The organism is Polaromonas sp. JS666 (assembly GCF_900103405.1).
Lineage (GTDB): Bacteria > Pseudomonadota > Gammaproteobacteria > Burkholderiales > Burkholderiaceae_C > Polaromonas.
Genome location: NZ_FNHX01000009.1, coordinates 31,113 through 55,440 on the forward strand (window position 1 = coordinate 31,113; position 24,328 = coordinate 55,440).

The following is a 24,328-nucleotide window of genomic DNA, read 5'->3' on the forward strand; positions in this document are numbered from 1 at the left end:
GTTCAAAAAAAGGGAGCGAGGGATGCAGCAAAACACATTGATCGTCAACGACGTCACCGGTTTGAACCCGGTAGCGGTCTGGGCCATCAGCAAGCCGAAAACCGTGGCCGACGTGGCCGACGCCCTACGCCGCACCGACGGGCCGGTTTCCGTGGGCGGCGGGCATTTCAGCATGGGCGGCCAGACTGCCAGCCCGGGCAGCCTGCACCTGGACATGCGGGACATGAACCAGGTGATTGCCTTTTTTCCGCAGGATAAGGTCATCCGTGTGCAGGCCGGCATTCGCTGGTGCGACATCCAGCGCTTCGTCGATCCGCACGGCCTGGCCGTCAAGATCATGCAGACCTATGCCAACTTCACGGTGGGTGGCGCGCTGAGCGTCAACTGCCACGGCCGCTACATGGGGCTGGGGCCGGTGGTGCTGTCGGTGCGCGCGATCAAGGTCGTGCTGGCCGACGGCAGCGTGCAGGAAGCTTCTCCGGCCGCGAATGCGGAGCTGTTTTACGCGGTGATAGGCGGCTATGGCGGCGTGGCGGTGATCGTCGAGGCGGAGCTGAGCCTGGCGGACAACGTCAAGGTCAAGCGCCTGGCGCGCAAGATGAGCGCCGCGGAATACATCAGCCATTTCAAGGCCAAGGTCCGGTATTTCCAGGACGCCGTTTTCCATAATGCCGACCTGTACCCGCCGCATTACCGCAAGGTCCGCTCGGTGACCTGGGCGCGCACCGACGAGGCGACGACCGAGCCGCGGCGCCTGCAGCAGGGCGGCCAGAGCTATCCGCTGAACCGCTACTTCGTCTGGGCGGTGACGGAAACCCCGCTGGGGAAATGGCGGCGTGAGTACCTGATCGACCCGCTGCTTTATATGTTCCGCAAGGTGCACTGGCGCAATTTCGAAGCCGGTTACGACGTGGCGGAGCTCGAACCCGCTTCGCGCAAGCACACCACCTATGTGTTGCAGGAGTACTTCATTCCGGTCGAACGCTTCGACGATTTTGTGCCCAGGATGGCGGAGATCCTGCGGCGCCACAAGGTCAACGCGCTCAACGTGTCGGTGCGCCACGCCCAGCAGGACCCGGGCACCCTGTTGGCCTGGTCCCGAGGGGAAACCTTCGCCTTTGTGCTGTATTACAAGCAGCGCACGCGCGACAACGCGATCAACCGGGTGTCGGTCTGGACGCGCGAGCTGATAGACGCGGCCATCAGCGCGGGCGGAAGTTATTACCTGCCTTACCAGCCGCACGCCACGGCCCGGCAGTTTCACGCGGCTTACCCGAGAGCCCAGGAGCTGTTCGCGATGAAGCGGCGGCTTGACCCGCAGTACAGGCTACGCAATGTGCTGTGGGACACGTATTACGCCCCCACACTTGCCGCCTCCACCAATCCCGCCCATCCCGCCACTTTGACTGACTCCATGGACAACAGCAAACCCGCTTCGGAATTCAGGGCCGTTTTCTCCGACGTCGGCTGGCGCGACGGTTTTTACAAGTTCCTGCAAAACATCTACCGGCTTTATCCCGAAGACCGCTTCCATACGCTGATCAAGAGCACTTCGGCGGAGCTTGACGACGACGAGGCGATTTACCGACGCTTGCAGCGCGAGCTGCCGAAGATCAAGCCCCTGCTGGCCGACCTGACCCATGCGCTGCCCGCGCTCTTCAAGCAGAAGAAGGAGATGGCCGACCAGACCCTGCGCCTGCTGGAGGGCAGGAAGCGCATCGACGGTTATGTCGAGATCGGCTCGACGGGCCGCTACATCAGCGAGCTGCGCAAGCGCGTGGACGTCACCGGCCCCATTACCCTCGTCAATGACCTGGCGCCGACGAATTCGCCGGTCGATATCGCGGAGCGCGGCGGCTTGCGGAAAATCGGCGGTTTTGTGCCCATGGGCGACCACGATCCGCTGCCCGCTTCCATGCCCGACGCCAGCGCGGACCTGGTGACCTGCTACATCGGCCTGCACCACTGCCCGCTGGACAAGCTCGACAGTTTTGTCGCTTCCATCGTGAGGGTCCTCAAGCCGGGCGGCATCTTCATCCTGCGCGACCACGACGTCACGACGCCTGAAATGCACACCTTTGTGTCGCTGGTGCACGCCGTCTTTAACGCCGGCCTGAACGTGGCCTGGGAAAGCAACCAGCGCGAGCTGCGCCATTTCAGGCCCGTCGCGCATTGGGTGGCCTACCTGGGCGAGCGCGGGCTCAGCGACACGGGCAAGCGGGAACTGCAGGCCCATGACCCTTCCGACAATGTCCTGCTGGCCTTCACCAAAGCCGGCGCGCGGGTGCCGGCATGATGCGTAGCATCCGCAGGCTGGGCGCCGTGGGCGCGCTGGTCGCGGGGCTCGCCTTGGCCTGCGGCATCGCCGCGGCGCCCGCCAAGCCCGTGGCGGGGGCGGAGCACGTGCGCGGCGTGGAGCAGACGCTGCTGACCTACCCCGAATGGTTCCTGGTATTCAGCCCCTATGAATACGGCGAGTTCATTGCCGCGAACGCACCCAGCCGTTTCCCCTATTACGGGCACATCGCGCAGTTCTGGGAAAGCTACAAGGCGGTGTTTGACGAGACGCGCCGGCGCGCCCTGGACCTCAACGCCGGCTACCACCTCATGATCATGGTGATAGGCACCAGCACCAGCGTGGAATATGCCCTCAAGTCCGCCTACGAAACCCTGATCGGCCGCCTTGCCGAATCGACGGCCGGCCGGCCGACGCCGGAAGACCGGCATGCCGCGGCCGTGGCACAGGACTATGTGCGCTTCATCCGCGTGCAGCCCTGGTACGAGTACGACTTCGGCAAGGCGATGGCCGGCCTTTGGCAGGGCGTTCCGGCGACCGGTCCCGACATGCTTCGCAAATGGGAGCGGCGCTTTGCGCTCACGACCGAATATGCCATCAAGATGGCCTACGCCAAGCTGATCAAGCTGGGCACCAAGTCGATCTACGATGCGCCCTTGCCGGTGACGGCCGTGGTGGCCAAACCCGCGCCCGCGGCGGATGCGGCCCTGCCTGAACTCAAGCTGCTGCGGCCCCTGCCGGACGGTGCCGCGCTGCTCACCATTCCACGCTACGAAGCCTTTATGACCTATGCGCAGGCGCTGGCCGGGCAGGGTGTCAACTTCAGCGAGATCGCCGGCAACGACTCCTTCATCCTGGTCAGTGTGCTCGCACCCGGCGCCTGGAAGCCCGAAAGCCCCGCCGCGGCGCTGCTGGTGCAACCCATACTCACGCAGCCGGGCACCCAGCGGGTCGTGATGACGCTGCCCGTGGCCCACCTGGCCGAAGCCTTGCGGCAGTGGAAGACGGCGAAGCTGCAAATCGAGCATGTCTTTGACTACTAGGCCGGGGGCAAAACGGGCGCCGGCGCCGGCACCGCGCCGTCCTGCGCGCAGGTGGCCGTCTGTGGCGCTGCGGCTGGTGGGCGCCGCCCTGCTGTGCCTGCTGTTGCTGCTGGGGCTGTCATGGGTGCGCATGCTGTGGGTCGAAGACCGCAGCCCGCGCCAGGCCGCGCCGGCGCAGGGGCGCTGGCTGCATGCGCATGATGTTGAACTTTATGTGCAGGAATTCGGCGACCCGGCCGCGCCGCCGCTGCTGTTGACCCACGGCACAGGCGCCTGGAGCGGCACCTGGGACCAGAACGTGCAGGCCATGGCCGCGGCCGGCTACCGCGTCATCGCGGTCGACCTGCCGCCTTTCGGGTTCAGCACGCGTCCCGCTTCGCGCGACTACAGCCGTGGTGCGCAGGCGCGCCGCATCACAGGCCTGATCGACGCGCTGAAGCTCGGCCCGGTGACGCTGCTGGGCCATTCCTATGGCGGCGGGCCCGCGGCTGAGGCCGCCATGCTGCAGCCCGATCGCGTGCGCCGCCTCATCCTTGTCGACGCGGCAATCGGCCTGAGGGAGAATCCCGTGCCAGCGGAAAGCGGCGGCGTGGCGGCCGGCCTTTTCGGCGTTCGTCCGCTGCGCACGGCGCTGATTGCCACGGTGGGGACCCAGCCGCTGTTCAGTGAGTTCTGGCTGCGCAAGTTCGTGGCCCGCAAGGAAGTCGTCACGCCTTTGCGCACGGCGATTTACCGCCAGCCTTTCGTGCTGCATGGCTTTACCGCCAGCCTGGGCGATTGGGCCGTGCAGTTTGCCGGCGAAAGCGGCCAGTCCCTGAGCGAGAGGCCCGAGGCTTATCGCAAGCTGTCCGTGCCGCTCACTCTGGTCTGGGGACAGGAGGACAGCATCACACCGCTGTCCCAGGCGCAGGCCCTGCAGCGGCTGGCCCCTGGGGCAAGGCTGGTGGTTCTGCCGGGCGTCGGGCATATCCCGCAAATCGAGGATCCGGCCCTGTTCAATTCGCGAATGGCCGAGCTGTTGAAGCAACCCTAGCCGGGTATTGAGTATCAAAATTCAATACTCCTCGGCCATTTTTTGAGGACTGTATTGTCATCTGCATGATTTCCGGGGCGCCGGCCGCACAGTGGCGGCACCTCAACAACCGCAAGGTTTTTATGCAGACGCTGATACACCGTGACTCCAAACCCTGGCAACTGCAGGTCTGGGCTTCTTTCCTGATCGCCGTTTTCCTCTGCGCCGTGGGCTTGTCCTGGCTGCCCGGCAGGGACCTGGACCGCGCCTTCATGGTCATGGGTTATTTCTTCTGCCTGTCGGCAGCCTTTGTGCTGGCCAAGTATGTGCGCGACCAGCAGCAAAGCAAAGCCGAAGGCAAGCTGGCCGACACGCCCATGTTCAGGCTGGTGGTGTGGGGCGGCTTTTTCCTGGCCATGTCGCTGACCGGCTGGGGTCTGTGGCGCATGGAGATCAACGAAACCTACAAGGCTTTCCTGGGCGTGAGCTGGCTCTACCTGATCACCTGCAGCTTCACCTTGGCCAAGACCCTGCGTGACAGCCATGAGGCCGACCTCAGCGAAGCCCGTATGGGCCGCGCCGCCCGCAACCACGCGGCCAACGAATAAGCACCGCTCGCACACCAAGGAAACATCATGAAAAATCGACTTTCAGCTTACCTTGCCGCTGTTTGCATCACCGTGGCGGGAAGCGCCGCGTTCAATGCGCAAGCCCAGTCGGAGGCCTCGGCCCTGAGCGCCGTGTCGGCCCTGCCGGTGGCTTCCGTGGTGGTCGGCGCCAGTGCCGTCGCGGGCTCCGTTGTGGCCGTTCCGGTGGTGTTGTCCACGGCGGGCACCGTGCTGGTGGTCAAGGCCGTCGAGAGCACGGCCCGCGGAACGCTGTATGTGCTGGAGCGCGCCTCGGACGGTGCCCGCGCCAGCATAGAGGTGGTGGGCCGGGGTGCGGCCGGCGTGTCCATGGTGGTGGGGAGCTCCGTGGTCGTCAGCGTGGTGGGCGCGGGTGTGGTGCTGTCGGCGGCCGGGGAGGCCATTGCCTTTATCCCCAACGCGCTGGGCCGCGCCTTGCTGCATAACGAGCGCTTGACCCAATAAGCCGGAGCCATCCCATGAAAATCTTTCTCCCCCTGTTCCTGGCGGCCGCCATCCTGGGTGCGGCGCCTGCCGCCCAAGCCGGCCGCTCCTGCGAGGCGCGCAAGACCACCCCCCAGGCCGTGGAGCGGGCCATGACGCTCGCCGAAAAGACACTGGCCTCGCTCAACGCCAGCGGCGAAAAAGTCGTGCTGTTGGCCAGGGCCGGCCAGGATCTCAGCAAGTACGGTGTGCGCTATTCACACTTGGGCCTGGCCTACCAGTTGCCCGACGGGCAGGGCGGCATGACCTGGCGCGTGGTGCACAAGCTCAACAGCTGCGGCACCAGCGACTCTGCGGTTTACCGCCAGGGTCTGGGCGAGTTTTTCCTGGACGACTTGTGGCGCTTCGAAGCGGCCTGGGTCGCGCCATCGCCCGAAGCCCAGGCCCAACTGCTGGCGCTGCTGCAGGACCCGGCCCGGCTCACGGCCATGCACCACAAGCCCTACAGCATCGTCAGTTATGCCTGGGGCCGCAAATACCAGCAGTCCAACCAGTGGGCGATTGAAACCATGGCCGCCGCCGCGGAGCCCGGCGTGGCCACGCGCGACCAGGCGCAGGCCTGGCTGCAGTTCAAGGGCTACGAGCCCACGACGCTCAAACTGGGCCCTTTGACCCGGCTGGGCGGCCGCATGACGGCCGCGAACGTCGCATTCGACGACCACCCCAACGACAAGCGCTTTTCTGACCGCATCGAAACTGTCACGGTGGATTCGGTCTTTGCCTGGCTGCAAAGGGCCCGCATGACGGACGGCAGGCCCATGATGGTGGTCAGGCTGTGAGCGACGTGTTTGTGATGTTCGGAAACTGGAGATAAGCATGGCCAATACCTTGCGATTGACGGAAAAATGGATGCACCGCGGCCTCTGGCTGGTGGCTTTTGTGTTCGCCGGCTTCCTGATAGGCCTGGGCGGCACCGTGGTGGGCGACCTGCCCAAGGTCGAGAAACAGCTCTCGCTCGACGACTTCATGGATGCGAACGCCGCTACCGCGCTGCGCAACGCCATCAGGGCCGCCGAGCGCGCAGGGCAAGACGCCCAGGCCGCGCTGGAGCAGGCGCAGCTCAAGCGCCGGGCGGCCCAGGCCGATTCGGCCGCGGCGCGCGAGACCTTTAACAACTGGCTGTCCACGCGGCACGCCACGCAGCTGGCCGAGCAGGACCCGGAGTTGGTCTCGCGCACGCGGGCGCTGGATGCGCTCAAGGAGCGCGAGCGCGCGGCCGGTGCGGCCGCCGAGGCCCAGCAGCAGGCCGCGCTCGATGCGCGCCAGGGCGCCGCGCGCGAGCGCCGCAAGCTCCGCGAGATGGAGGAAGCCGCGCAAGTGCAGCTCAACGCCGAATACCGGCGCGTGGAACTGCGCGTCTTTTTGTACCGCCTGGCTCTGACGCTTCCGCTATTGGCGGCGGCCGGCTGGCTGTTCGCGAAAAAACGCAAAAGCACTTACTGGCCTTTTGTCTGGGGCTTTATCTTCTTTGCCCTGTTTGCCTTCTTCGTCGAACTGGTGCCCTACCTGCCCAGCTACGGCGGCTATGTGCGCTACATCGTGGGCATTGTTGTCACGGCGCTGGTCGGCCGGCAGGCCATCGTTGCATTGAACCGCTACCTTGAAAAGCAGAAACTGGCCGAACAGCTGCCTGATGCGCAACGCCGCGAGGAACTGAGTTACGACACAGCGCTCAAGCGCCTGTCAAAAAGCGTGTGCCCCGGCTGCGAGCGGGCCGTGGACCTCAAGAACACGGAAATCGATTTCTGCCCGCATTGCGGCATAGGCCTGTTTGACCATTGCGTCCAATGCACGACGCGCAAGAGCGCGTTTGCCAGGTTCTGCCACGCTTGCGGTGCCGGCTGATGCGCTTCGATCCATCGCGCAGGAGAGCGCTATCGGTGATCGCGGGCGGCGCGGCGCTGGCGCAGCTGAATGCCGAGGCGAAGTGCCCGGCCGATCCGCTGGAGGTGTGCAATGTCACGCACCTCAGTTCGGTGAAGATGGCCGAAATCGCAGAGATCCGCGGAACCGATGACGTGCGGCGGGCGTTGAAAAAGTGGCAGGGCCCTGTGAGCGTCGGCGGCGGCAGATTCAGCATGGGCGGGCAGACCGCGATTCACGGCGGCTTGCAACTGGATATGCGCGCCATGAATGGGTTGGTGAAATTCGACACCGCCAAACGAATCGCCAGAGTCCAGGCCGGGATGCGGTGGCGCGATTTGCAGACAATCCTCGACCCGCAGGGGCTGGCGGTCCAGACCATGCAGAGCTACGCCAGTTTCACGGTGGGAGGCTCGGTGTCGGTGAATTGCCATGGGCGTTATGTCGGGCACGGGCCAGTCGGACGGTCTGTCAGGGCGCTGCAGATGGTTTTGCCTGATGGTGAGGTGCTTGAGGCCAGCAGGCAAACCAATTCAGAGCTTTTTCATGCCGCCATTGGCGGGTATGGGGGCATAGGAGTCATCACGGAAATTGAACTGGATCTCGATGAGAACTTCCGGATAGAAAGATCGACGAGCCGAGTTTCCATTGAGGACTATCCGGGCTGGTTCCGCGAAAAAATTCAGGCCAACCCGAATGCGCTATTGCACAACGCCGATTTATTCCCGGACCGGTTTGACTATCCGCATTGCGTCACATGGTCACGGACCGACAGGCCTTTGACCGTTCATGAGAGGCTGACACCGCCGGGCCGTCCCTACACCAAAGAGAAACTTTTCTTCTGGGCCATGACGGAGTTACCTGGCGGGGCGTTGCTTCGCGGAAAAGCCGCTACCGCCATCGAGGACAGCCCAGCGGTGGTGTGGCGCAACCATGAAGCCAGCCTTGATGTTGCGCAGCTTGAGCCTGCCAGCCGGGATTTTTCCACTTATGTTTTGCAGGAGTACTTTATCCCGGAGCGCCACTTCACAAGCTTCGCGCGAAAGATGTCCAGCCTGTTGCAGTCGACTCCCACGGGTGTGGTGAATGTCTCAATACGCCACTCCCCAGCCGACCGCGCGGTATGGATGGCTTGGGCCAGGCAGGATGTGTTTTCCTTCGTGATTTACTATAAACAGGGCCTGTCGGTCCATGCGCAGCGACACGCCGCGCAATGGACCCGTTCAATGATCGACCTGGCGCTCTCGCATGAAGGCACCTACTACCTGCCGTACCAGTTGCACGCGACGCAGGAACAATTTCTTCGTGCTTACCCGCAGGCATCCAGGTTTAACAAGTTGCGGCAGCAAATTGGCGCATCGCGGCTCACGAATACCTTGTGGTCGCAGTACCAGGTCTGAGGCCAGTGCCGTTCGAGAAAGGCCGGCGCAAGCCCCTAGATGTCCGGCTCAGGCCAGTGGACGGCCGAAGAAGGGATAGCCCGGGTCGTTGTAGCCATGGCTGGACGCGTGGCCGGGTATCACCAGTTCATTGACAAAGGCCTCGTCGTCCTTGTCCAGTACCAGGTCCACCGCGCCGTACACGTCTTCCAGGTGCGGCAGGGTGCGCGGGCCGACGATGACCGAGCTGACCAGCGGGTTGGCCAGCACCCAGGCCGCGGCGAACTGGCCGGGCACCTGGCCTTTGCCTTCGCAACGGGCCGTGATCTTCTGCGCGATCAGCAGTGACTCTTCACGGAACTCGGTTTCCAGGATGCGTTTGTCGCCGCTGCCGGCGCGCGTGCCTTCGGCTGGCGGCTGGCCGGGCGGGTACTTGCCGGTGAGCACGCCGCGCGCCAGCGGGCTGTAGGGCACCACGCCCAGGCCGTAATGGCCGCAGGCCGGCAGGATCTCGACTTCCGGGCCGCGATTGAGCAGGTTGTAGTAAGGCTGGCACACGGCGGGTTGCGGCACGCCCAGTTCCTTGCACAGCCGCACCACCTCGGCGATGCGCCAGCCGCGGAAGTTGGACAGGCCAAAGCTGCGCAGCTTGCCGGCGCGTATCAAATCGCCCAGCGCGCGCACCGCTTCTTCGAGGTTTTCCTCGTGGTAGTCGCGGTGCAGGTAAAGGATGTCCAGGTAGTCGGTCTGCAGCCGCGCGAGGATGGCGTCGGTCTGCTGCACCAGCCAGCGGCGCGAGTAATGGCTTTCGTTGATGTTGTCGCTGACCGCATTGCCCAGCTTGCTGGCCAGCACCCAGTGCTGCCGCTGGCCGGCCAGCAGCTTGCCCACGTCCTTTTCAGACTGGCCCTGGTTGTAGACGTCGGCGGTGTCTATGAAGTTGAGGCCGTGCTCGCGGGCCGAGGCCACGATGCGTGCCGCTTCCTCAAAAGGCGTCTGCTTGCCGAACATCATGGTGCCCAGGCACAGGACGGAGACTTTGAGGTTGCTGTTTCCAAGGCGGCGGTATTGCATGGTCATCTTTGCGGCAAAAAACAATGAAAGGAAAAGCGAAAGGGAGAGGCCTGATGTTGCCTCAGCTTGTTGTCTTGCGCTGTGGGTCGGCTATTTCGCGGATGGCCGGCAGTCCGAATTTCGATGAAGTATCTGATTTTGATGCTTGTCGTACAAATTTGATGGTCTTGTATCTTTAAATGCAACCTTTTGAGCGCCCCGCCGCACACTGCGCCCACAAGCATGTGCTTGGGCCTTCGGGTTATTTATGAAGATCGTTTCTTCTTTGTTCTCTCTGCCACGCCTCTCACGGTTGTCTCGCCGCACGGCTCTGGCCGCTGCGGTGCTGGGCGCCACGGCCCTGACGGGCTGCTATGTTGTGCCGGTCCAGCCCAGCCATCCGCCGGTCACTTCCACGGTCTACGTCACGCCGGCCGTCCCGGCCAGCACGACGTTTGCGGCGCGGCTGTACCCGGCCAACGACATGGCCCGTGCCTACGGCATGGTGGGCGCGGTGGTGACCAATGACATGAACGGGCGCGGGACTTTCACCACCAACATCAACGGCGAGAGCTTTAGCGGGGAGGCCACGCGCATCGCGGGCTCATCGACGCGAGAAGGCGTGGCCAATGGCTCGGGCAGCCGCGGCAACTACATCAGCTGCCGCTACCAGATGAACTCGTCCACCCTGGGCACCGGGCAGTGCAGGCTGTCCAACGGCGCCGAGTTCACCATGCATGTGGGCGGCTGAACTTCGTGCGGAGCGGTTCTATTGACCGAACTGCTCCGCCGCCGCGACCTGCGGGGCCGCCTTGAGGTGGCCCACATACTGCAGCGGCTTGTGAATCCGGATGGAGGGCACGTCGCCCTCCCTCATGTGCAGCAGGTCGCCGGGGTTGATCAGGCGCGGGTCGGCGTCGGTGAGCGGCAGGTCCGCGCTGCGGTAGGCCTCCAGGATGAACTGCGAGCAGAAGAACTGGTCGTTGCGCCCCAGGCCCAGCTGCACGGCCGCGATGCCGCGTATGCAGAAGTCGCGCACCATGGACGGCACCAGCGGCAGTTCGCACATGCGCCGCTCCAGTGCGAAGGGGGCCTGCAGCATCACGCCGACGTAGTTGTATTTCTGGCCTTCGTGGCGGGCCACAAAGGTATTGATCTTCACGGCCTGCCCCGCCGTGAGGTCGGGGTGGCGAAAGGCCACCACCGTCGCTTCGTCTTCCAGCAGCGCGTCCACGCTGCGAATGCGTATGCCCGAACCCACGGCTTCGGCGATCTGCCGGTTGCCCATGTAGACCGCGGCATGGCTCACCGGCGACAGCGTGATCAGGCGTATGCCGACCGAGTTCAGCCCGTTTTCGGCCGTGAGGATGATGTCGCCCGGGCGCAGCGCGTCGGCGGTGACCAGTTCCCCGCCGTTGCCCGGGTTGAGCGCCATGTTCTGGAAGCCCAATGTGGGCGCGCCGCTGGTTTCATGCGGCTTGATGGCCGTGGCGCAGCCGCCCAGCCCCAGCATGGCCGCCAGGGCCAACATCCCTGCAAATCTGTTGAATCGGAGCATGGTGTTTCCTCGTTGTTGTTTGTTTGCAGGGGTGGAGCCGCAAGGGGTTACGGCGCGGCCCGCTCGACCAGGTACTCTTTGGCGTACCAAAAGGTTTCGGGCGACTTGAAGGCGCCCAGCGTACCTTCTTTTTCGTCCTGGCGCGAACGCAGGTCCCAGCGCTCGTCAATGACGCGGCATGGCTCGCAGGGCTTTTCCCCGGGGCGGCGCTGCACCAGCGCATAGCGCGTGTTCTTGAAGAGCGCCTCCATGTCCTGGTAATCCACCGGCTGCGCGGCGAAGTAAGGCACGATTTTGGCGCCGGGGACGATGAATTCGTAGCGCTCGAAATGCCCGTTGAAGTTGCTGGGCACTGATACCGCCTGGCCTTTGAGCAGTGCATTGGTTTCCGCGCGGAAGCGGCCCATGTCGCCGTTGAAGGGTGCGGTGACCCAGGCCAGCGCGAACAGCACCGCAAAGCTGCTGAGCGCGGCGACGGGCCGGCTCCATCGGGGCCTGGCCATGCCCGCGATGCAGGCGGCGGCCAGCACGGCCAGGAAAATCCAGTACAGCGGCGAGAACAGCCAGGTGTCCTGCGTGGCGCGCAGGCCGCCATAGCCGATCAGGCCCATGGCCAGCGCGCCTATGAGGCAGATCACCAGGGTCAGGCTGAACCAGATGCGCGCGATGCGCTCCCAGTAGAGCGCGATCAGCACGGCCAGCGCCGGCATGGCGGGAATCAGGTAGCGCGTGGAACGCTGCGTGGGCACCATGAACACCAGCGCAAAGGCCAGCAGCCAGATCCACAGGGCTTTTTCGGTGTCGCTGATGGACTGGCCCGTGCCCTTGCGCTGGCGCCAGGCTTTCCATGCCGCCCAGGTGCAGCCCACCGCAACAGGCAGCAGGAACAGCGCGTTGGAGTAGTAGCCCGTGAGAATGGTCAGGATGCCGCTGCTGCCGCTGAAGGCAATGGCGAAGTAGCCTTTGGACGAATTCATCTTGCCGGCGTTCTCGCCGACGACGAATTCGCGCCAGACTTCGCCCGGCTGCGGGTCTATGGCAAACCAGAGGCCGAAAATCGCCAGAGCCAGCGCGCAAATGGCCGCCACCTTGAGGCCGTCGGCGACGATGCCGGGCCGCAAAACTTCCCAGGCCGGCTTGCGCGCGCCCAGCAGCTGGTAGCACAGCGCCAGCGCGAAGCCCACCGGCACCACCATGACGAAAGACTTGTAAAGGCAGCCTATGCCGATGGCGATGCCCGCCAGCAGCGGAAACTGCCAGCGCGAGGCCAGCAGCTTCGCCGGCGACCAGGCCACTGCGAAGAACACGCCGAACAGCCAGAAGGTTTCGGGCGCGCTCGTCAAGTAGGGCCGGCCGTAGCGGTAGGTGCTGAAGAAAGACAGGTAGACGATGGCCGCGATGGCGCCCATGGCCAGCGCATGGCGGCGCCGATCGGCCGGCGCGGTTTCGCCCTGGACGACCTTCCAGGCCAGCAGCGCCGTCATCAGCGCGATAGCCCAGGTGTAGGCAATGCTGGGCAGGCGCAAGTTGAGCAGCGTCCAGTGCTCGCCCCAGCCGCCGGCCACCATGGCCTGCCAGAACAGCACGGGCGGTTTGGTGTTGCGCATGAAGTCGTAGGAACTTACCAGCGGCAGCCAGTTGCCGGTTTGCGCCGTGAGCCGCGCGATGTGGGCATAAACCAGCTCGTCGCCGTTGCGCGGGATGTGGTCGCCGCCCAGGCCGAACAAATAGCCCAGGGCGACCAGCAGGGCCAGCCCTATCCAGATGCGGTGGGCGGGAAAGCGTGTTTTCAGGGACTCAGGGCTTGTCATGGACATCGGCGGGCGGTGGGTGCGCGGCGGCATCGGCCGTAATTTTGGCGCGGCGGCGGCGGAAAGTCATGCGGTCATTGGCCACAAAATTGCAGACGCTGGACAGCACGATGGCCAGCACATTGGCCAGCAGGTAGTGCATGTACAGGGCCAGCCATTTGGTCAGCAGCGACTGCAGCACGATGGCCAGGCCGGCGGCCATCACATATTTGGAAAACAGGAACAGCGCCGAATGATGGACTTCGTGCTTGCGGTCGCGCCAGGTCAGGCGCCGGTTCCAGTAGAAGTTGCTGATGGTGGCGACGGTGATGGCCAGCGCGATGGAGTAGTTGAGCCGGTCATGGAAATCCGCGATCCAGCTGAACAAAAACTCCTGCGCGAGGTAGAGCACCGCGAGGTTGACCACCGTGCCAGTGGCACCCACCACGCCGAACTTGATGAAGCGCCAGCGCACCATGGGTTGCAGGCGTTCGGGCAGGCGCCGTATCACGGCCTCGGCAAAGGATCGGAGTGTGGACATCAGGGGTGTAGGGGTTCAGGGTGCCGCCAGGCACTCGCGCGCCTTGGCCAATACGGTGTCCGGTGCAATGACTTTCAGGCACTGGTTGTCGCCGTCGCAGTAAGACGAGCGGTGGTTGTAGGCGGTCAGGCAGGGCGAGCAGGGCCACTGGCTGTAAAAGGAATGGCACTGCGGCGTGAGCGGCGCATACAGGCCCGGGGTTTCGGGGCCGAACAGCATCAGCGTCCAGATCGGGGTGAGCGCCGCGAACTGGCCCGGCCCGCCGTCGTTGGTGACCAGCAGGCGCGCCACATGGAACAGCGCCAGCAGCTCGGAAATCGAACGCGTGTAGCCGGTGAGATCGATGACCGGGCTATCCGGAAAGGCTGCGTGCACATTGGCCACCAGCTGCCGCGCCAGCGCCTGGTCGTCCTTCAGGCCAATCACGGCCACGGCGCAGCCGTCGGCCACCAGGCCCCGGCACAGCGCGGTGTAGGAATCCAGCGGCCAGGCGCGTATCGGCAGGATGCCGCCGCCCGGGTAGACCAGCACCAGCGGCTTGCCGGCGATCGCGGGGAAGTCCTGCGCGAGGCGGGCCTGGATGCCCGGCACCAGCGCCGGGTCCAGCTGCACGTGCGGCGGCGGTTTGCCGGTGCCCGTGGCCGCCAGGTTGGCCGGCAGTTTGGACTTGGGCACGGCGGTCGAATCGATCGCGCGCGCCAGCGTCAGGAACTGCGCGCTGATGTGGTGGTAGGGGTTGTAGGGCACGGGCCGGTTGATGTGCGAGCCGCGGTACAGGCCCTCCTGCGTGTGGCGGTGAAAGCCCACGCGGATGCGCGCGCCGCTGGCGTACGACAGCAGGCTGCTGATGCGCGAGAACAGCTCGCAGTCAATCGCCACATCGACATGCGCGCGGCGCAGCTCGCCAATCGCCTTCCACAGGCTGGACAGCAGGCCGCCCAGCGATTTGTCGTCCACCGTATGCACGTTGGCCGGGTCCACCACCTGCATGAGATCCAGGATTTCGCGGTTCTTGCCGAACAGCAGGGCGTGCAGCGGCGCATCGGGGTAGCGCTGCTTCAGGCGCGCGAACATCTCGTGGGCCAGCACCAGGCTGCCCATTTCCGACAGCAAGATCACCACGATGGCGCGCGGCGCCTGGTCCGCCTTGCCCTCCTTGCGAAAGCACCGTGCCACGGCGTTAACCGCGGACACGGCCGCGCACAGCGGAATACCTGCCCAGCGGTCTATCCAGCGTTGTAGCTTGATATTCATTACACCCCCCGCTGCCTGTCGGCACGGAACCGCGCGCTGAATTCGCCGAAGCGCCCGGCGTCCAGCGCATCGCGCACTTCCTGCATCAGGTTCAGGTAGTAGTGCAGGTTGTGGATGCTGGACAGCATGGGGCCCAGCATTTCACCGCAGCGGTCCAGGTGGTGCATATAGGCGCGCGAAAAATTCTTGCAGGTATAGCAGCTACAGGTCGCGTCCACCGGCTGGTCTTCGGTCTTGTAGCGCGCGTTGCGTATCTTCAGGTCGCCGAAGCGCGTGAACATATGGCCGTTGCGCGCATTGCGCGTCGGCATCACGCAGTCGAACATGTCGACGCCGGCGGCCACGCCCTCGACCAGGTCTTCGGGCGTGCCCACGCCCATCAGGTAGCGCGGCTTGTGCGCGGGCAGGCGGTGCGGCGTGTGCGCCATGATGCGCTGCATCTCTTCCTTGGGCTCGCCCACGCTGACGCCGCCTACGGCGTAGCCGGGCAAATCCAGTTCGACCAGCGCGTCCAGCGATTCCTGGCGCAGGTTTTCAAACATGCCGCCCTGCACGATGCCGAACAGCGCATTGGGGTTCTCCAGCTTGTTGAATTCGGTAATGCAGCGGCCGGCCCAGCGCAGGCTCAGTTCCATGGAGTGGCGCGCTTCGCTTTCGGTGGTGATGTGGCCCTTGGTGTCGTAAGGTGTGCATTCGTCGAACTGCATCACGATGTCGCTGTTGAGCACCGTCTGGATCTGCATGGAGATCTCGGGCGTGAGGAACAGTTTGTCGCCGTTGACCGGCGAGGCGAACTTCACGCCCTCCTCGGAAATCTTGCGCATCTCGCCCAGCGACCAGACCTGGAAGCCGCCGCTGTCGGTCAGTATGGGCTTGTTCCAGCTTTCAAACTTGTGCAGGCCGCCGAATTGCTGCATCACGTCCAGGCCGGGCCGCATCCAGAGGTGAAAGGTGTTGCCCAGGATGATTTGTGCGCCCATGTCGTGCAGCGACTGCGGCATCACGCCCTTGACCGTGCCGTAGGTGCCGACCGGCATGAAGATGGGGGTTTGCACCACGCCGTGGTTGAGCGTGAGCTTGCCGCGGCGGGCATAGCTGCCGAGGTAGGCGCCGGCGCCTTCGCCGGCCGGGGTATCGGTCTTCAGAACTTCAAATTCGAGCATCTTGGGATTGTCGCAGGTGTAGGTGGGCGGGCCCGGGCGCGTGTCAGGGGCTTTTGCGCGCCAGCAGCATGGCGTCGCCATAGCTGAAAAAGCGGTAGCGCTGCTCGATGGCATGGCGGTACAGCGCCATGATGTGCTCGTAGCCCGAAAACGCGCTGACCAGCATCATCAAGGTGCTTTTGGGCAGGTGGAAGTTGGTCAGCAGCAGGTCCACCACGGCGAACTCAAAGCCCGGCGTGATGAAGATGTTGGTGTCATCGCATTCGGGGCCGAACTTGGCGTGCGATTCCAGCGCGCGCACGGTGGTGGTGCCCACGGCCACCACACGGCCGCCGCGCGCCTTGCAGGCGGCAATCGCTTCCCGCGTGGCCGGGGGTACCTCAAAGCGCTCAAAGTGCATGGTGTGCTCGGCGATGTTTTCGGCCTTGACCGGCTGGAAAGTGCCCGCGCCTACATGCAGCGTCACGCTGGCGCGCCGGATGCCGCGCGCCTCCAGCTCGGCCAGCACGGCCTCGTCAAAATGCAGCGCGGCCGTGGGCGCCGCCACGGCCCCCGGGTTTTTGGCAAATACGGTCTGGTAGCGCTGCTCGTCCTCGGCGGAATCGGTGTGGGTGATGTAAGGTGGCAGCGGAACATGGCCGTGTTGCGCCATCAGCGCATAGGGGTCGCTGCTCAGGCGAAAGCGGTACAGGGGCCCGCTTTCCTCGGGCCAGCGGCCCAGCAAGGTGGCGGTAAAGCCGCCGTCCATCTGCAGCACCGCGCCCGGCAGGGGTTTTTTGCTGACCTTCATGTGGGCGGCGACTTCATGGCCCTGGTCCGCATGCGGCGACAGCACCCGCTCGATCAGCAGCTCCAGCTTGCCGCCGCTGGCTTTCTGGCCGAAGAGGCGGGCCTTGACGACCTTGGTGTCGTTAAAGACCAGCAGGTCGCCGGGCTGCAGCAGGCCGGGGAGTTCGGTGAAACGCCGGTCCACCGGCGGGCTGTTGCGCCCGTCAAGCAGGCGCGAGGCGCTGCGCTGGGCGGCGGGGTGCTGGGCTATGAGTTCTTCGGGCAGTGCGAAATCAAAATCGCCTAGGCTGAAATGCGTTTTCATGAAGGCACAATTGTCCCATGTCGCCACCTGGTGCTCCTGCCCGCAAAACCGCCCCGCTCGAGGCTGCGGCAGGGGAGCAGGCCGTGCCTCCTGCCAGGCCTGAAAAAGCCCCTGCCAAGTCGCCGGCGCAAAAAGCCCTGGAAAAGCTGGGCTTGCGCCGCGACATCGACCTGGCCCTGCATTTACCCCTGCGCTATGAGGACGAAACCCGCATCGTGCGCCTGGCCGACGCCCGCGACGGCGACCTGGTGCAGATCGAGGGCGTGGTGACGCACAGCGACGTCGCCTTCCGCCCGCGCCGCCAGCTGCGTGTGACGGTGGACGACGGCAGCGACACCTGTGTGCTGCGCTTTATCAATTTTTACCCGGCCCACCAGAAGACGCTCAGCGTGGGCGCGCGCGTGCGCGTGCGCGGCGAGCTACGCGGTGGTTTTGTGGGCCGCGAAATGATCCATCCCAGCTTCAGGCTGGCCGAGGGCGAGCTGCCGGGCGCGCTGACGCCGGTCTATCCTACGGTGGCCGGCCTGCCGCAGAACTATTTGCGCAAGGCGGTGCTCAGCGGGCTGTTCCGCGCCGACCTGCGCGAGACGCTTCCCCAGGAAGTGCTGGGCAAGGGCCTGCCGCAACCCCTGTGGAGCCTGCGCGAGGCGCTGCAGTTCCTGCACCACCCGACGCCCGACGTGTCGCTGGCCACGCTGGAAGACCGCAGCCACCCGGCCTGGCAGCGCCTGAAAGCCGAGGAACTGCTGGCCCAGCAGCTGTCGCAGCTGCAGGCCAGGCGCATACGCGCGGCCATGCGCGCGCCGGCGCTCACGGGCCCGGCCATGCGCGGCCCGCAATGCACGCTGGAAGAGCAATTGCTGGAACGCCTGCCTTTCCGGCTCACCGCGGCCCAGCAGCGCGTCTGCGGTGAAATTGAAGCGGACCTGAAGAAAAACATTCCCATGCACCGCCTGCTGCAGGGCGACGTGGGCGCCGGCAAGACCGTGGTGGCGGCGCTGGCCGCGGCCCGCTGCATGGACGCGGGCTGGCAGTGCGCGCTGATGGCGCCCACCGAAATCCTGGCCGAGCAGCATTTCCGCAAGCTCATAGGCTGGCTGGAGCCCCTGGGCATCAAGACCGCCTGGCTGACCGGCAGCCAGAAGGCCAAGGAGCGGCGCGAGATGCTGGCGATGATAGAAAGCGGCGACGCCGGCCTGGTGGTGGGCACGCATGCGGTGATCCAGGACAAGGTGAAGTTCAAAAATCTGGCGCTGGCCATCATCGACGAGCAGCACCGCTTCGGCGTGGCGCAGCGCCTGGCCCTGCGCAGCAAGATGACTGAAGGCGGCGAGGAACCTCATTTGCTCATGATGACCGCCACGCCGATTCCGCGCACCCTGGCCATGAGCTATTACGCCGACCTCGACGTCTCCACCATCGACGAGCTGCCGCCCGGCCGCACGCCCATCGTGACCAAGGTGGTCAGCGACGCGCGGCGCGACGAGGTGATCACTCGCATACGCGGCCAGCTCGCCGAGGGGCGGCAGATCTACTGGGTCTGCCCGCTGATCGAGGAAAGCGAGTCCATAGACCTGGTCAACGCGACCCAGACCCATGAAGCCCTGAGCGCGGCCCTGCCCGGCGTGATGGTCGGTCTGCTGCATTCACGCATGCCGCTGGCCGAAAAAAAGGCCGTGATGGCGCTGTTCACCGGTGGGCAGATGGGCGTGCTGGTCAGCACCACGGTGATAGAGGTGGGCGTGGACGTGCCCAATGCCTCGCTGATGGTGATAGAGCACGCCGAGCGTTTCGGCCTGAGCCAACTGCACCAGCTGCGCGGCCGGGTCGGGCGCGGGGCGGCGGCTTCGGCCTGCGTGCTGCTGTATTCCACCGGCGATGCGCCCCGGCTCGGCGAGATGGCGCGCGAGCGCCTCAAGGCCATGGCGCAGACCAATGACGGCTTCGAGATCGCCCGGCGCGACCTGGAAATCCGCGGGCCGGGCGAATTCCTGGGCGCGCGGCAGTCGGGCGCGCCCTTGCTGCGTTTTGCCGACCTCGCCACCGACACCGAGCTGCTGGCCTGGGCACGCGGCCTGGCGCCCACCATGCTGGACCAGCATGCGGAACTCGCGCACCGGCACATCCTGCGCTGGCTGGGCGGCAAGGCGGAGTACCTGAAGGCCTGAACACCGCGATACGGCAGGCGAGAAAAGCAGGACAATAAGCCCATGACGCTGACCGAACTCAAATACATCGTCGCCGTAGCCCGGGAAAAGCATTTCGGCAAGGGCGCCGATGCCTGCCATGTTTCCCAGCCTACGCTCAGCGTGGCCATCAAGAAGCTGGAAGAGGAGTTGCAGGTCAAGCTGTTTGAGCGCAATGCCAATGAAATCACGGTCACCCCGCTGGGCGAGGAGATCGTGCGCCAGGCCCAGAGCGTGCTCGAGCAGGCCGACAACATCCGTGAAATCGCCAAGCGCGGCAAGGACCCGCTGTCCGGCCCGCTGCGCTTGGGCGTCATTTACACCATAGGCCCTTACCTGCTGCCCGACCTGGTGCGCCAGGCCATCGCGATGACGCCGCAGATGCCGCTGATGCTGCAGGAGAATTTCACCGTCAAGCTGCTCGAGGAACTGCGCACCGGCGAGATCGACTGCGCCATCCTGGCCGAGCCCTTCCCGGACGCCAACCTGGCGATCGCGCCGCTGTATGACGAGCCCTTTATGGCGGCCGTGCCCAGCGCGCACGCGCTGGCCGCGCGCGGCGGCGTGACGGCCGAGGAGCTCAAGAAGGAAACCATGCTGCTGCTGGGCACCGGCCACTGCTTTCGCGACCATGTGCTGGAGGTCTGCCCCGAGTTCGCGCGCTTTTCCAGCAGCGCCGAGGGCATCAGCAAAAGCTTTGAGGGCTCCTCGCTGGAGACCATCAAACACATGGTGGCGGCCGGCATGGGCATTACGCTGGTACCCCGTTTGGGCGTGCCCAAGGAAGCGCTGGCCGAGCAGGCCGCCGCCAAAAAGGCGGTGAAAGGAAAAACCGCCCCGGGCCGCGGCAAGGTGGCCGCGGAGCAACCTTCGTTTATCAAATACCTGCCCTTCGAGGGCGACGTGCCGAGCCGGCGCGTGGTACTGGCCTGGCGGCGCAGCTTCACGCGTTATGAAGCCATCGCCGCGCTGCGCAATGCCATCTACGCCTGCGAGCTGCCCGGCGTCATCCGCCTGTCTTGAATCCCGCCTATGGCGCGCATTGACGGCGGCTGTTGCGGCCGCCGTCCCGATTTCGTTAAAGTTATCCCTGAATTTTTAAAAAAAGGAAACACCATGGCCAAGCCTTCCGCCAAACCCAATGGAAAAGCCGCACCCTCCATCAACATCGGTATCAGTGAAAAAGACCGCGCGGCCATTGCCAAGGGCCTGAGCCGCCTGCTCGCCGACACCTACACGCTTTACCTCACCACCCACAACTTCCACTGGAATGTGACGGGCCCCATGTTCAACACGCTGCACCTGATGTTCATGACGCAGTACACCGAACTCTGGGCCGCGGTCGACCCTGTCGCCGAACGCATTCGCTCGCTGGGCCATCCCGCGCCGGGCTCTTATGCGCAGTTCAGCAAGCTGGCTTCGATTCCCGATGTGCCGGTGCTGCCGCCCAAGGCGCTCGAGATGGTGCGCATCCTGGTGCAAGGCCATGAGGCCGTGGCGCGCACCGCGCGCGAGCTGTTCCCGCTGGCCGACAAGGCCCATGACGAACCGACGGCCGATTTGCTGACCCAGCGCCTGACGGTGCACGAGCAGACCGCGTGGATGCTGCGCTCGCTGCTTGAAGAATAAGCTCGCCCTCTATCTTCAGCTGATCCGCTGGAACCGCCCGGCGGGCTGGCTGCTGCTGCTATGGCCCACGCTGTCGGCGCTATGGGTGGCTTCGCACGGCTTTCCGGGCTGGCACCTGCTGACGGTGTTCACGCTGGGAACCATCCTGATGCGCAGCGCGGGCTGCTGCGTCAACGACGTGGCCGACCGGGACTTCGACCGCCACGTCAAACGCACGGCCCAGCGGCCGGTCACCAGCGGGGCGCTGTCGGTGCGCGAAGCGCTCATCGTCGGCGCGGTGCTGGCGCTGCTGGCCTTCGGCCTGGTGCTCACCACCAATACCGCCACCATCGCCTGGTCGTTCGCGGCGCTGGCGATCGCGCTGGCCTATCCTTTTGCCAAGCGTTATGTGTCCATGCCGCAGGCCGTGCTGGGCGTGGCCTTCAGCTTCGGCATTCCCATGGCTTTTGCCGCCGTGCAGTCGCGTGTGCCGCTGCTGGCCTGGCTGCTGCTGCTGGGCAACCTGTTCTGGGTGGTGGCTTACGACACCGAGTACGCCATGGTGGACCGCGACGACGACCTCAAGATAGGCATGAAAACCTCGGCCATCACGCTGGGCCGTTTTGACGTGGCGGCGGTGATGCTGTGCTACGCCGCCTACCTGGTGGTCTGGGCCTGGGCCCTGCCGGACATGCTGCGGCAATCGCCGGTTTTTTGGGTCGCCATGGGCGTCGCCCTGCTGCAGGCCTTGTGGCATGGCTGGCTGATCCGCAGGCGCGGGCGCGAGGACTGCTTCAAGGCTTTTCGCATCAACCACTGGCTGGGTTTTGCGGTTTTTGCGGGTATCGCCCTGTCTTACCTGGGCCGCTGACCGCGCAAGGCCCGGAAGGCGTCCATAAAAAAAGCCCGCTTCAAGCGGGCTTTTTTGCGTCAGCGCGGGCTGATCAGACGGCGGCCTTCTTGGCCTTTGCCTTGCGCTTGCCTTTGCTCTTGGCCTTTGCCTTGGCGGCGGGGGCTGCTTTTTGGGCGGGTGCTGCGGCAGGCGCGGCGGCGGGGGCTGCTGCAGGTGCGGCGGCAGGAGCCTGGGCCGATGCGGACGTGGAAATCACGGCCAGGGGCATGGCGAGGACGGCTGCGCTGATGAGGGTGGACAGGACTTTGTTCATGTGAAGCTCCGGATGTTGGAAAAAGTTGTAACGCGGATGCCGCCGGGGGTGTCCCACTGTGCGTGGACCAAGACAAGCTGCACGTACGCCTGTGTTCAACGCCGGCCCCGGCCGGGCGGTTGACGCGCCCGGGGCCGGCGCGCTCAGGCGCCGCCGAATTCGTCGCCCAGCTCGGCGGCGCGTTGCCGGGCGGCGTGGATGGCGCGCATGAACTGCATCTTGACGCGGTCCTGCTCCATCGATGTCAGCGCAGCGTAAGTCGTGCCGCCTTTGGAGGTGACCCGCGCGCGCAGCTCCTGCGGCGGCTCGTCCGAGGCCTGCGCCAGTGCGGAGGCGCCCACAAAGGTGCCGATCGCGAGCTGGCGCGCCTGCGCCAGGGGCAGGCCCATGTCGGTGCCGGCCTCGATCATGGCCTCGATGAAATAAAACACATAGGCCGGGCCCGAGCCGGACAGCGCGGTCACCGCGTCCAGCTGGGCTTCCTCGGCCAGCCACAGGTAGTCGCCCGTGGGCTTGAGCACTTTTTCGATCGCCAGCTTGTCGGCGCCGGTGGCGGCCTCGCGGGCGAACAGGGCGGTCATGCCCTTGCCGACCAGCGCCGGCGTGTTGGGCATGGCGCGCACCACGCGTTCGGTGCCCAGCCAGTGCGCGATGCTGCCGGAGCGCACGCCGGCGGCCACGCTCAGGTGCAGGGCGGTTTTGGTGTGAAAGCGCGTTTGCAGGGCCGCATCCTTGAAGACCTGCGGCTTGACCGCCCAGACGACCAGGCCGGCGGCGGCCAGCCAGGCGCCCGGGCCTTCGTGGACCTGCACGCCGAATTGCTGCGCGAGTTTGGCGCGCTGCTCGGCGAAAGGCTCGACCACCTGGACCTGGCCGGCTGGCAGGCCCTGCTTGAGCAGGCCGCCGATGATGGCGCTGGCCATGTTGCCGCCGCCTATGAAGGCGATGTGCTCGTTGTTTGCGCGGGAAGTGGAAGTCATGCGTTGTCAGTCCAAAAATTCAAAGGCCAGCCACTGGCTGATTTGCCGGGGGCTGAAATTGTCGTCGCTGATGAACATCAGGCTGCGGCGCCCGTTGGGAAGCACCGGGCCCCAGCTCATGCCTTCGGTATTGTCCAGCTGTTTGAGCCGGGGGCCCGCGCCCGGGCCGGTAAAGGCCGAAAAATCCGCCAGCAGGGTTTTGCCGGCCGGCTGGTAAGCGCCCGGCCGCAGGGCGGGAAGCTCCAGCGTATCGCCGGCCTGGCGGGTATCGATCAGGTAGAGGCGCAGCGAATTGCCCGAGCCCGTCACATAGGCCCGCTCCAGCACCAGCATGCGTTCGGCGTCCAGCATCAGGATTTCCGCCACGCCGTTGTCGGCGAAGGCGGTGGGCGGCACGGGCGCGCGCGGGATGGCGTCGGGCACATAGGCGATCTGCCGCAGGGCCTTGCCGCTGGCGAGGTCTATCTGCGTGAAGCGGCAAGGCCCGCCCGGTGCCTGCACGCTGGGCACGGGGCCGTCCTGCAGCAAGGCGTTTTCCATGGCGATCCAGGCTGTCTGCCCGTCGGGCGCCAGTGTGAGGCCTTCGAGCGTCAGGTTGCCGCGCGGCCCCGCACCGGCCTGGAAATTGAACATCGCCGGCAGGGAAAATTCGCGCACAAAGCCGCCGTCGGGACGTGTTTCGCGCAGCCAGGGCGCGGTGCCCGTGGGCGCGTGGCCTTCACTGGTCCAGAGCAGGGTGTTGCTGGCCGCGCGCCAGCGTATGGCTTCCGGGTCGGGCACCTGCCCGCCCCGCATCGCCGAAGGGTAGGCGCTGCCGTCGGCCTGGCGCAGCGTGGCCACGCCCAGCAGCTCGGGCGCGCCCAGGCTGTCCATGCCTAGCGCGATGCGCGCGGTGTAAAAGCGCGCCGGGTTGATGCTGGAGCTGTCGTCGCTGATCAGGTAATAGAGGTCGCCGGCCGGGTCGTAGTCCATGCCCGACAGCCCGCCCACGGTGCTGCCCTGGAATTGCAGGCGGTGCGCAAAACGGGATTCGCCGATCAGGCGCAGGCGCGCGCGCGGCGGCTGGCCGGTCGCGGGCGGCGATGGCGGCGCCGCGCAGCCGGCCAGGCCCAGCACGGCGGCCGCGCCGGCGCCGAGGATGAGCCGGCGCTTCGAAAGAGACGTGGTGGACGTGTTCATGCGGCCAGTCTAGCGGCCGCCCCTGCGGGAAATG

General features: G+C 65.4%; 23 protein-coding genes. 13 read left to right on the plus strand and 10 right to left on the minus strand.

Annotated elements, in window-relative coordinates; genetic code table 11:
* Positions 1-22: 22 nt before the first annotated feature.
* From BLQ85_RS18915 to BLQ85_RS18950, 8 genes are all read left to right on the plus strand, one after another.
* The gene (locus BLQ85_RS18915; RefSeq protein WP_074579262.1) at positions 23-2,296 is read left to right on the plus strand and encodes an FAD-binding protein; all 2,274 of its coding nucleotides are present in this window, start codon (positions 23-25) and stop codon (positions 2,294-2,296) included.
* Positions 2,293-3,339 (plus strand): hypothetical protein, encoded by a 1,047-nt coding sequence (locus BLQ85_RS18920; RefSeq protein WP_083336917.1) that lies wholly within the window; start codon positions 2,293-2,295, stop codon positions 3,337-3,339. The genes BLQ85_RS18915 and BLQ85_RS18920 overlap by 4 nt, the downstream gene beginning before the upstream one ends.
* Positions 3,340-3,400: 61 nt before the next feature.
* Positions 3,401-4,372 carry an alpha/beta fold hydrolase gene (locus BLQ85_RS18925; RefSeq protein ID WP_074579264.1) on the plus strand — a complete coding sequence of 324 codons (972 nt, stop codon included), beginning with the start codon at positions 3,401-3,403 and terminating at the stop codon, positions 4,370-4,372.
* A gap of 122 nt (positions 4,373-4,494) precedes the next feature.
* Positions 4,495-4,959: a YiaA/YiaB family inner membrane protein gene (locus tag BLQ85_RS18930; RefSeq protein ID WP_074579467.1), complete on the plus strand. Its 465-nt coding sequence runs from the start codon at positions 4,495-4,497 to the stop codon at positions 4,957-4,959.
* Between the two features lie 27 nt (positions 4,960-4,986).
* On the plus strand, positions 4,987-5,442 hold the full coding sequence (locus tag BLQ85_RS18935; RefSeq protein WP_074579265.1) for a hypothetical protein: 456 nt from the start codon (positions 4,987-4,989) through the stop codon (positions 5,440-5,442).
* Between the two features lie 14 nt (positions 5,443-5,456).
* Positions 5,457-6,260: a DUF2145 domain-containing protein gene (locus BLQ85_RS18940; RefSeq protein ID WP_074579267.1), complete on the plus strand. Its 804-nt coding sequence runs from the start codon at positions 5,457-5,459 to the stop codon at positions 6,258-6,260.
* Positions 6,261-6,297: 37 nt separating this feature from the next.
* On the plus strand, positions 6,298-7,326 hold the full coding sequence (locus tag BLQ85_RS18945) for a zinc ribbon domain-containing protein (RefSeq protein WP_074579269.1): 1,029 nt from the start codon (positions 6,298-6,300) through the stop codon (positions 7,324-7,326).
* A complete protein-coding gene (locus tag BLQ85_RS18950) occupies positions 7,269-8,744 on the plus strand; it encodes an FAD-binding oxidoreductase (RefSeq protein ID WP_217631832.1) in 1,476 nt (491 codons plus the stop codon). Before BLQ85_RS18945 ends, BLQ85_RS18950 begins: the two co-directional genes overlap by 58 nt.
* Before the next feature lie 48 nt (positions 8,745-8,792).
* Here BLQ85_RS18950 and BLQ85_RS18955 read toward each other — a convergent pair whose 3' ends face one another.
* The gene (locus BLQ85_RS18955; protein WP_074579470.1) at positions 8,793-9,797 is read right to left on the minus strand and encodes an aldo/keto reductase; all 1,005 of its coding nucleotides are present in this window, start codon (positions 9,795-9,797) and stop codon (positions 8,793-8,795) included.
* Positions 9,798-10,089: 292 nt separating this feature from the next.
* Between BLQ85_RS18955 and BLQ85_RS18960 the strand changes: the two genes are divergently transcribed.
* Complete coding sequence (locus tag BLQ85_RS18960) at positions 10,090-10,527, plus strand: hypothetical protein (protein WP_254806485.1); 438 nt, start codon at positions 10,090-10,092, stop codon at positions 10,525-10,527.
* An 18-nt stretch (positions 10,528-10,545) separates the two neighbouring features.
* Here the strand turns inward: BLQ85_RS18960 and BLQ85_RS18965 are convergent, their stop codons facing one another.
* The 6 genes from BLQ85_RS18965 to queA are packed head-to-tail and all read right to left on the minus strand — an operon-like array spanning position 10,546 to position 17,175.
* Positions 10,546-11,334, minus strand: a complete 789-nt coding sequence (locus tag BLQ85_RS18965; protein ID WP_074579273.1) for a C40 family peptidase — start codon at positions 11,332-11,334, stop codon at positions 10,546-10,548.
* A 47-nt stretch (positions 11,335-11,381) separates the two neighbouring features.
* On the minus strand, positions 11,382-13,145 hold the full coding sequence (locus BLQ85_RS18970; protein ID WP_074579472.1) for an ArnT family glycosyltransferase: 1,764 nt from the start codon (positions 13,143-13,145) through the stop codon (positions 11,382-11,384).
* Positions 13,132-13,665: a GtrA family protein gene (locus tag BLQ85_RS18975; protein ID WP_074579275.1), complete on the minus strand. Its 534-nt coding sequence runs from the start codon at positions 13,663-13,665 to the stop codon at positions 13,132-13,134. Before BLQ85_RS18975 ends, BLQ85_RS18970 begins: the two co-directional genes overlap by 14 nt.
* 15 nt (positions 13,666-13,680) lie before the next feature.
* A complete protein-coding gene (locus tag BLQ85_RS18980) occupies positions 13,681-14,919 on the minus strand; it encodes a glycosyltransferase family 9 protein (protein WP_074579277.1) in 1,239 nt (412 codons plus the stop codon).
* A complete protein-coding gene (gene tgt / locus BLQ85_RS18985; protein ID WP_074579475.1) occupies positions 14,919-16,082 on the minus strand; it encodes a tRNA guanosine(34) transglycosylase Tgt in 1,164 nt (387 codons plus the stop codon). The genes BLQ85_RS18980 and tgt overlap by 1 nt, the downstream gene beginning before the upstream one ends.
* A gap of 43 nt (positions 16,083-16,125) precedes the next feature.
* Complete coding sequence (gene queA / locus BLQ85_RS18990) at positions 16,126-17,175, minus strand: tRNA preQ1(34) S-adenosylmethionine ribosyltransferase-isomerase QueA (RefSeq protein ID WP_074579279.1); 1,050 nt, start codon at positions 17,173-17,175, stop codon at positions 16,126-16,128.
* A gap of 17 nt (positions 17,176-17,192) precedes the next feature.
* On the opposite strand from queA, the gene recG reads away from it, so the two are divergent.
* The 4 genes from recG to ubiA all read left to right on the plus strand — a co-directional run bounded on the left by recG (position 17,193) and on the right by ubiA (position 21,840).
* Positions 17,193-19,343 carry an ATP-dependent DNA helicase RecG gene (gene recG / locus BLQ85_RS18995; RefSeq protein ID WP_074579281.1) on the plus strand — a complete coding sequence of 717 codons (2,151 nt, stop codon included), beginning with the start codon at positions 17,193-17,195 and terminating at the stop codon, positions 19,341-19,343.
* Between the two features lie 42 nt (positions 19,344-19,385).
* Positions 19,386-20,384, plus strand: coding sequence for a LysR substrate-binding domain-containing protein (locus tag BLQ85_RS19000; protein WP_074579284.1), 999 nt, complete (start codon positions 19,386-19,388; stop codon positions 20,382-20,384).
* A gap of 93 nt (positions 20,385-20,477) precedes the next feature.
* Positions 20,478-20,990, plus strand: a complete 513-nt coding sequence (locus BLQ85_RS19005) for a Dps family protein (RefSeq protein WP_074579285.1) — start codon at positions 20,478-20,480, stop codon at positions 20,988-20,990.
* Positions 20,980-21,840, plus strand: coding sequence for a 4-hydroxybenzoate octaprenyltransferase (gene ubiA, locus BLQ85_RS19010; RefSeq protein ID WP_074579287.1), 861 nt, complete (start codon positions 20,980-20,982; stop codon positions 21,838-21,840). The genes BLQ85_RS19005 and ubiA overlap by 11 nt, the downstream gene beginning before the upstream one ends.
* A 73-nt stretch (positions 21,841-21,913) precedes the next feature.
* Here the strand turns inward: ubiA and BLQ85_RS24635 are convergent, their stop codons facing one another.
* The 3 genes from BLQ85_RS24635 to BLQ85_RS19025 all read right to left on the minus strand — a co-directional run bounded on the left by BLQ85_RS24635 (position 21,914) and on the right by BLQ85_RS19025 (position 24,294).
* The gene (locus BLQ85_RS24635) at positions 21,914-22,135 is read right to left on the minus strand and encodes a hypothetical protein (RefSeq protein WP_074579289.1); all 222 of its coding nucleotides are present in this window, start codon (positions 22,133-22,135) and stop codon (positions 21,914-21,916) included.
* 143 nt (positions 22,136-22,278) lie between these two features.
* Positions 22,279-23,115, minus strand: coding sequence for a pyrroline-5-carboxylate reductase (gene proC / locus BLQ85_RS19020; RefSeq protein ID WP_074579291.1), 837 nt, complete (start codon positions 23,113-23,115; stop codon positions 22,279-22,281).
* A 6-nt stretch (positions 23,116-23,121) separates the two neighbouring features.
* A complete protein-coding gene (locus BLQ85_RS19025) occupies positions 23,122-24,294 on the minus strand; it encodes an esterase-like activity of phytase family protein (RefSeq protein WP_074579293.1) in 1,173 nt (390 codons plus the stop codon).
* Positions 24,295-24,328 lie beyond the last annotated feature (34 nt).

What these genes read in the sequence shown, in the direction of transcription:
- BLQ85_RS18940 (WP_074579267.1), top strand. Translation starts at nt 5,457, where the DNA reads ATGAAAATCTTTCTCCCCCTGTTCCTGGCGGCCGCCATCCTGGGTGCG.
- BLQ85_RS18935 (WP_074579265.1), top strand. Translation starts at nt 4,987, where the DNA reads ATGAAAAATCGACTTTCAGCTTACCTTGCCGCTGTTTGCATCACCGTG.
- proC (WP_074579291.1), bottom strand. Translation starts at nt 23,115, where the DNA reads ATGACTTCCACTTCCCGCGCAAACAACGAGCACATCGCCTTCATAGGC.
- BLQ85_RS19000 (WP_074579284.1), top strand. Translation starts at nt 19,386, where the DNA reads ATGACGCTGACCGAACTCAAATACATCGTCGCCGTAGCCCGGGAAAAG.
- recG (WP_074579281.1), top strand. Translation starts at nt 17,193, where the DNA reads ATGTCGCCACCTGGTGCTCCTGCCCGCAAAACCGCCCCGCTCGAGGCT.
- BLQ85_RS18970 (WP_074579472.1), bottom strand. Translation starts at nt 13,145, where the DNA reads ATGACAAGCCCTGAGTCCCTGAAAACACGCTTTCCCGCCCACCGCATC.
- BLQ85_RS18980 (WP_074579277.1), bottom strand. Translation starts at nt 14,919, where the DNA reads ATGAATATCAAGCTACAACGCTGGATAGACCGCTGGGCAGGTATTCCG.
- BLQ85_RS24635 (WP_074579289.1), bottom strand. Translation starts at nt 22,135, where the DNA reads ATGAACAAAGTCCTGTCCACCCTCATCAGCGCAGCCGTCCTCGCCATG.
- tgt (WP_074579475.1), bottom strand. Translation starts at nt 16,082, where the DNA reads ATGCTCGAATTTGAAGTTCTGAAGACCGATACCCCGGCCGGCGAAGGC.
- BLQ85_RS18950 (WP_217631832.1), top strand. Translation starts at nt 7,269, where the DNA reads ATGCACGACGCGCAAGAGCGCGTTTGCCAGGTTCTGCCACGCTTGCGG.
- BLQ85_RS18915 (WP_074579262.1), top strand. Translation starts at nt 23, where the DNA reads ATGCAGCAAAACACATTGATCGTCAACGACGTCACCGGTTTGAACCCG.
- BLQ85_RS18930 (WP_074579467.1), top strand. Translation starts at nt 4,495, where the DNA reads ATGCAGACGCTGATACACCGTGACTCCAAACCCTGGCAACTGCAGGTC.
- BLQ85_RS18965 (WP_074579273.1), bottom strand. Translation starts at nt 11,334, where the DNA reads ATGCTCCGATTCAACAGATTTGCAGGGATGTTGGCCCTGGCGGCCATG.
- BLQ85_RS19025 (WP_074579293.1), bottom strand. Translation starts at nt 24,294, where the DNA reads ATGAACACGTCCACCACGTCTCTTTCGAAGCGCCGGCTCATCCTCGGC.
- BLQ85_RS18955 (WP_074579470.1), bottom strand. Translation starts at nt 9,797, where the DNA reads ATGCAATACCGCCGCCTTGGAAACAGCAACCTCAAAGTCTCCGTCCTG.
- queA (WP_074579279.1), bottom strand. Translation starts at nt 17,175, where the DNA reads ATGAAAACGCATTTCAGCCTAGGCGATTTTGATTTCGCACTGCCCGAA.
- BLQ85_RS18975 (WP_074579275.1), bottom strand. Translation starts at nt 13,665, where the DNA reads ATGTCCACACTCCGATCCTTTGCCGAGGCCGTGATACGGCGCCTGCCC.
- BLQ85_RS18945 (WP_074579269.1), top strand. Translation starts at nt 6,298, where the DNA reads ATGGCCAATACCTTGCGATTGACGGAAAAATGGATGCACCGCGGCCTC.
- BLQ85_RS18920 (WP_083336917.1), top strand. Translation starts at nt 2,293, where the DNA reads ATGATGCGTAGCATCCGCAGGCTGGGCGCCGTGGGCGCGCTGGTCGCG.
- BLQ85_RS19005 (WP_074579285.1), top strand. Translation starts at nt 20,478, where the DNA reads ATGGCCAAGCCTTCCGCCAAACCCAATGGAAAAGCCGCACCCTCCATC.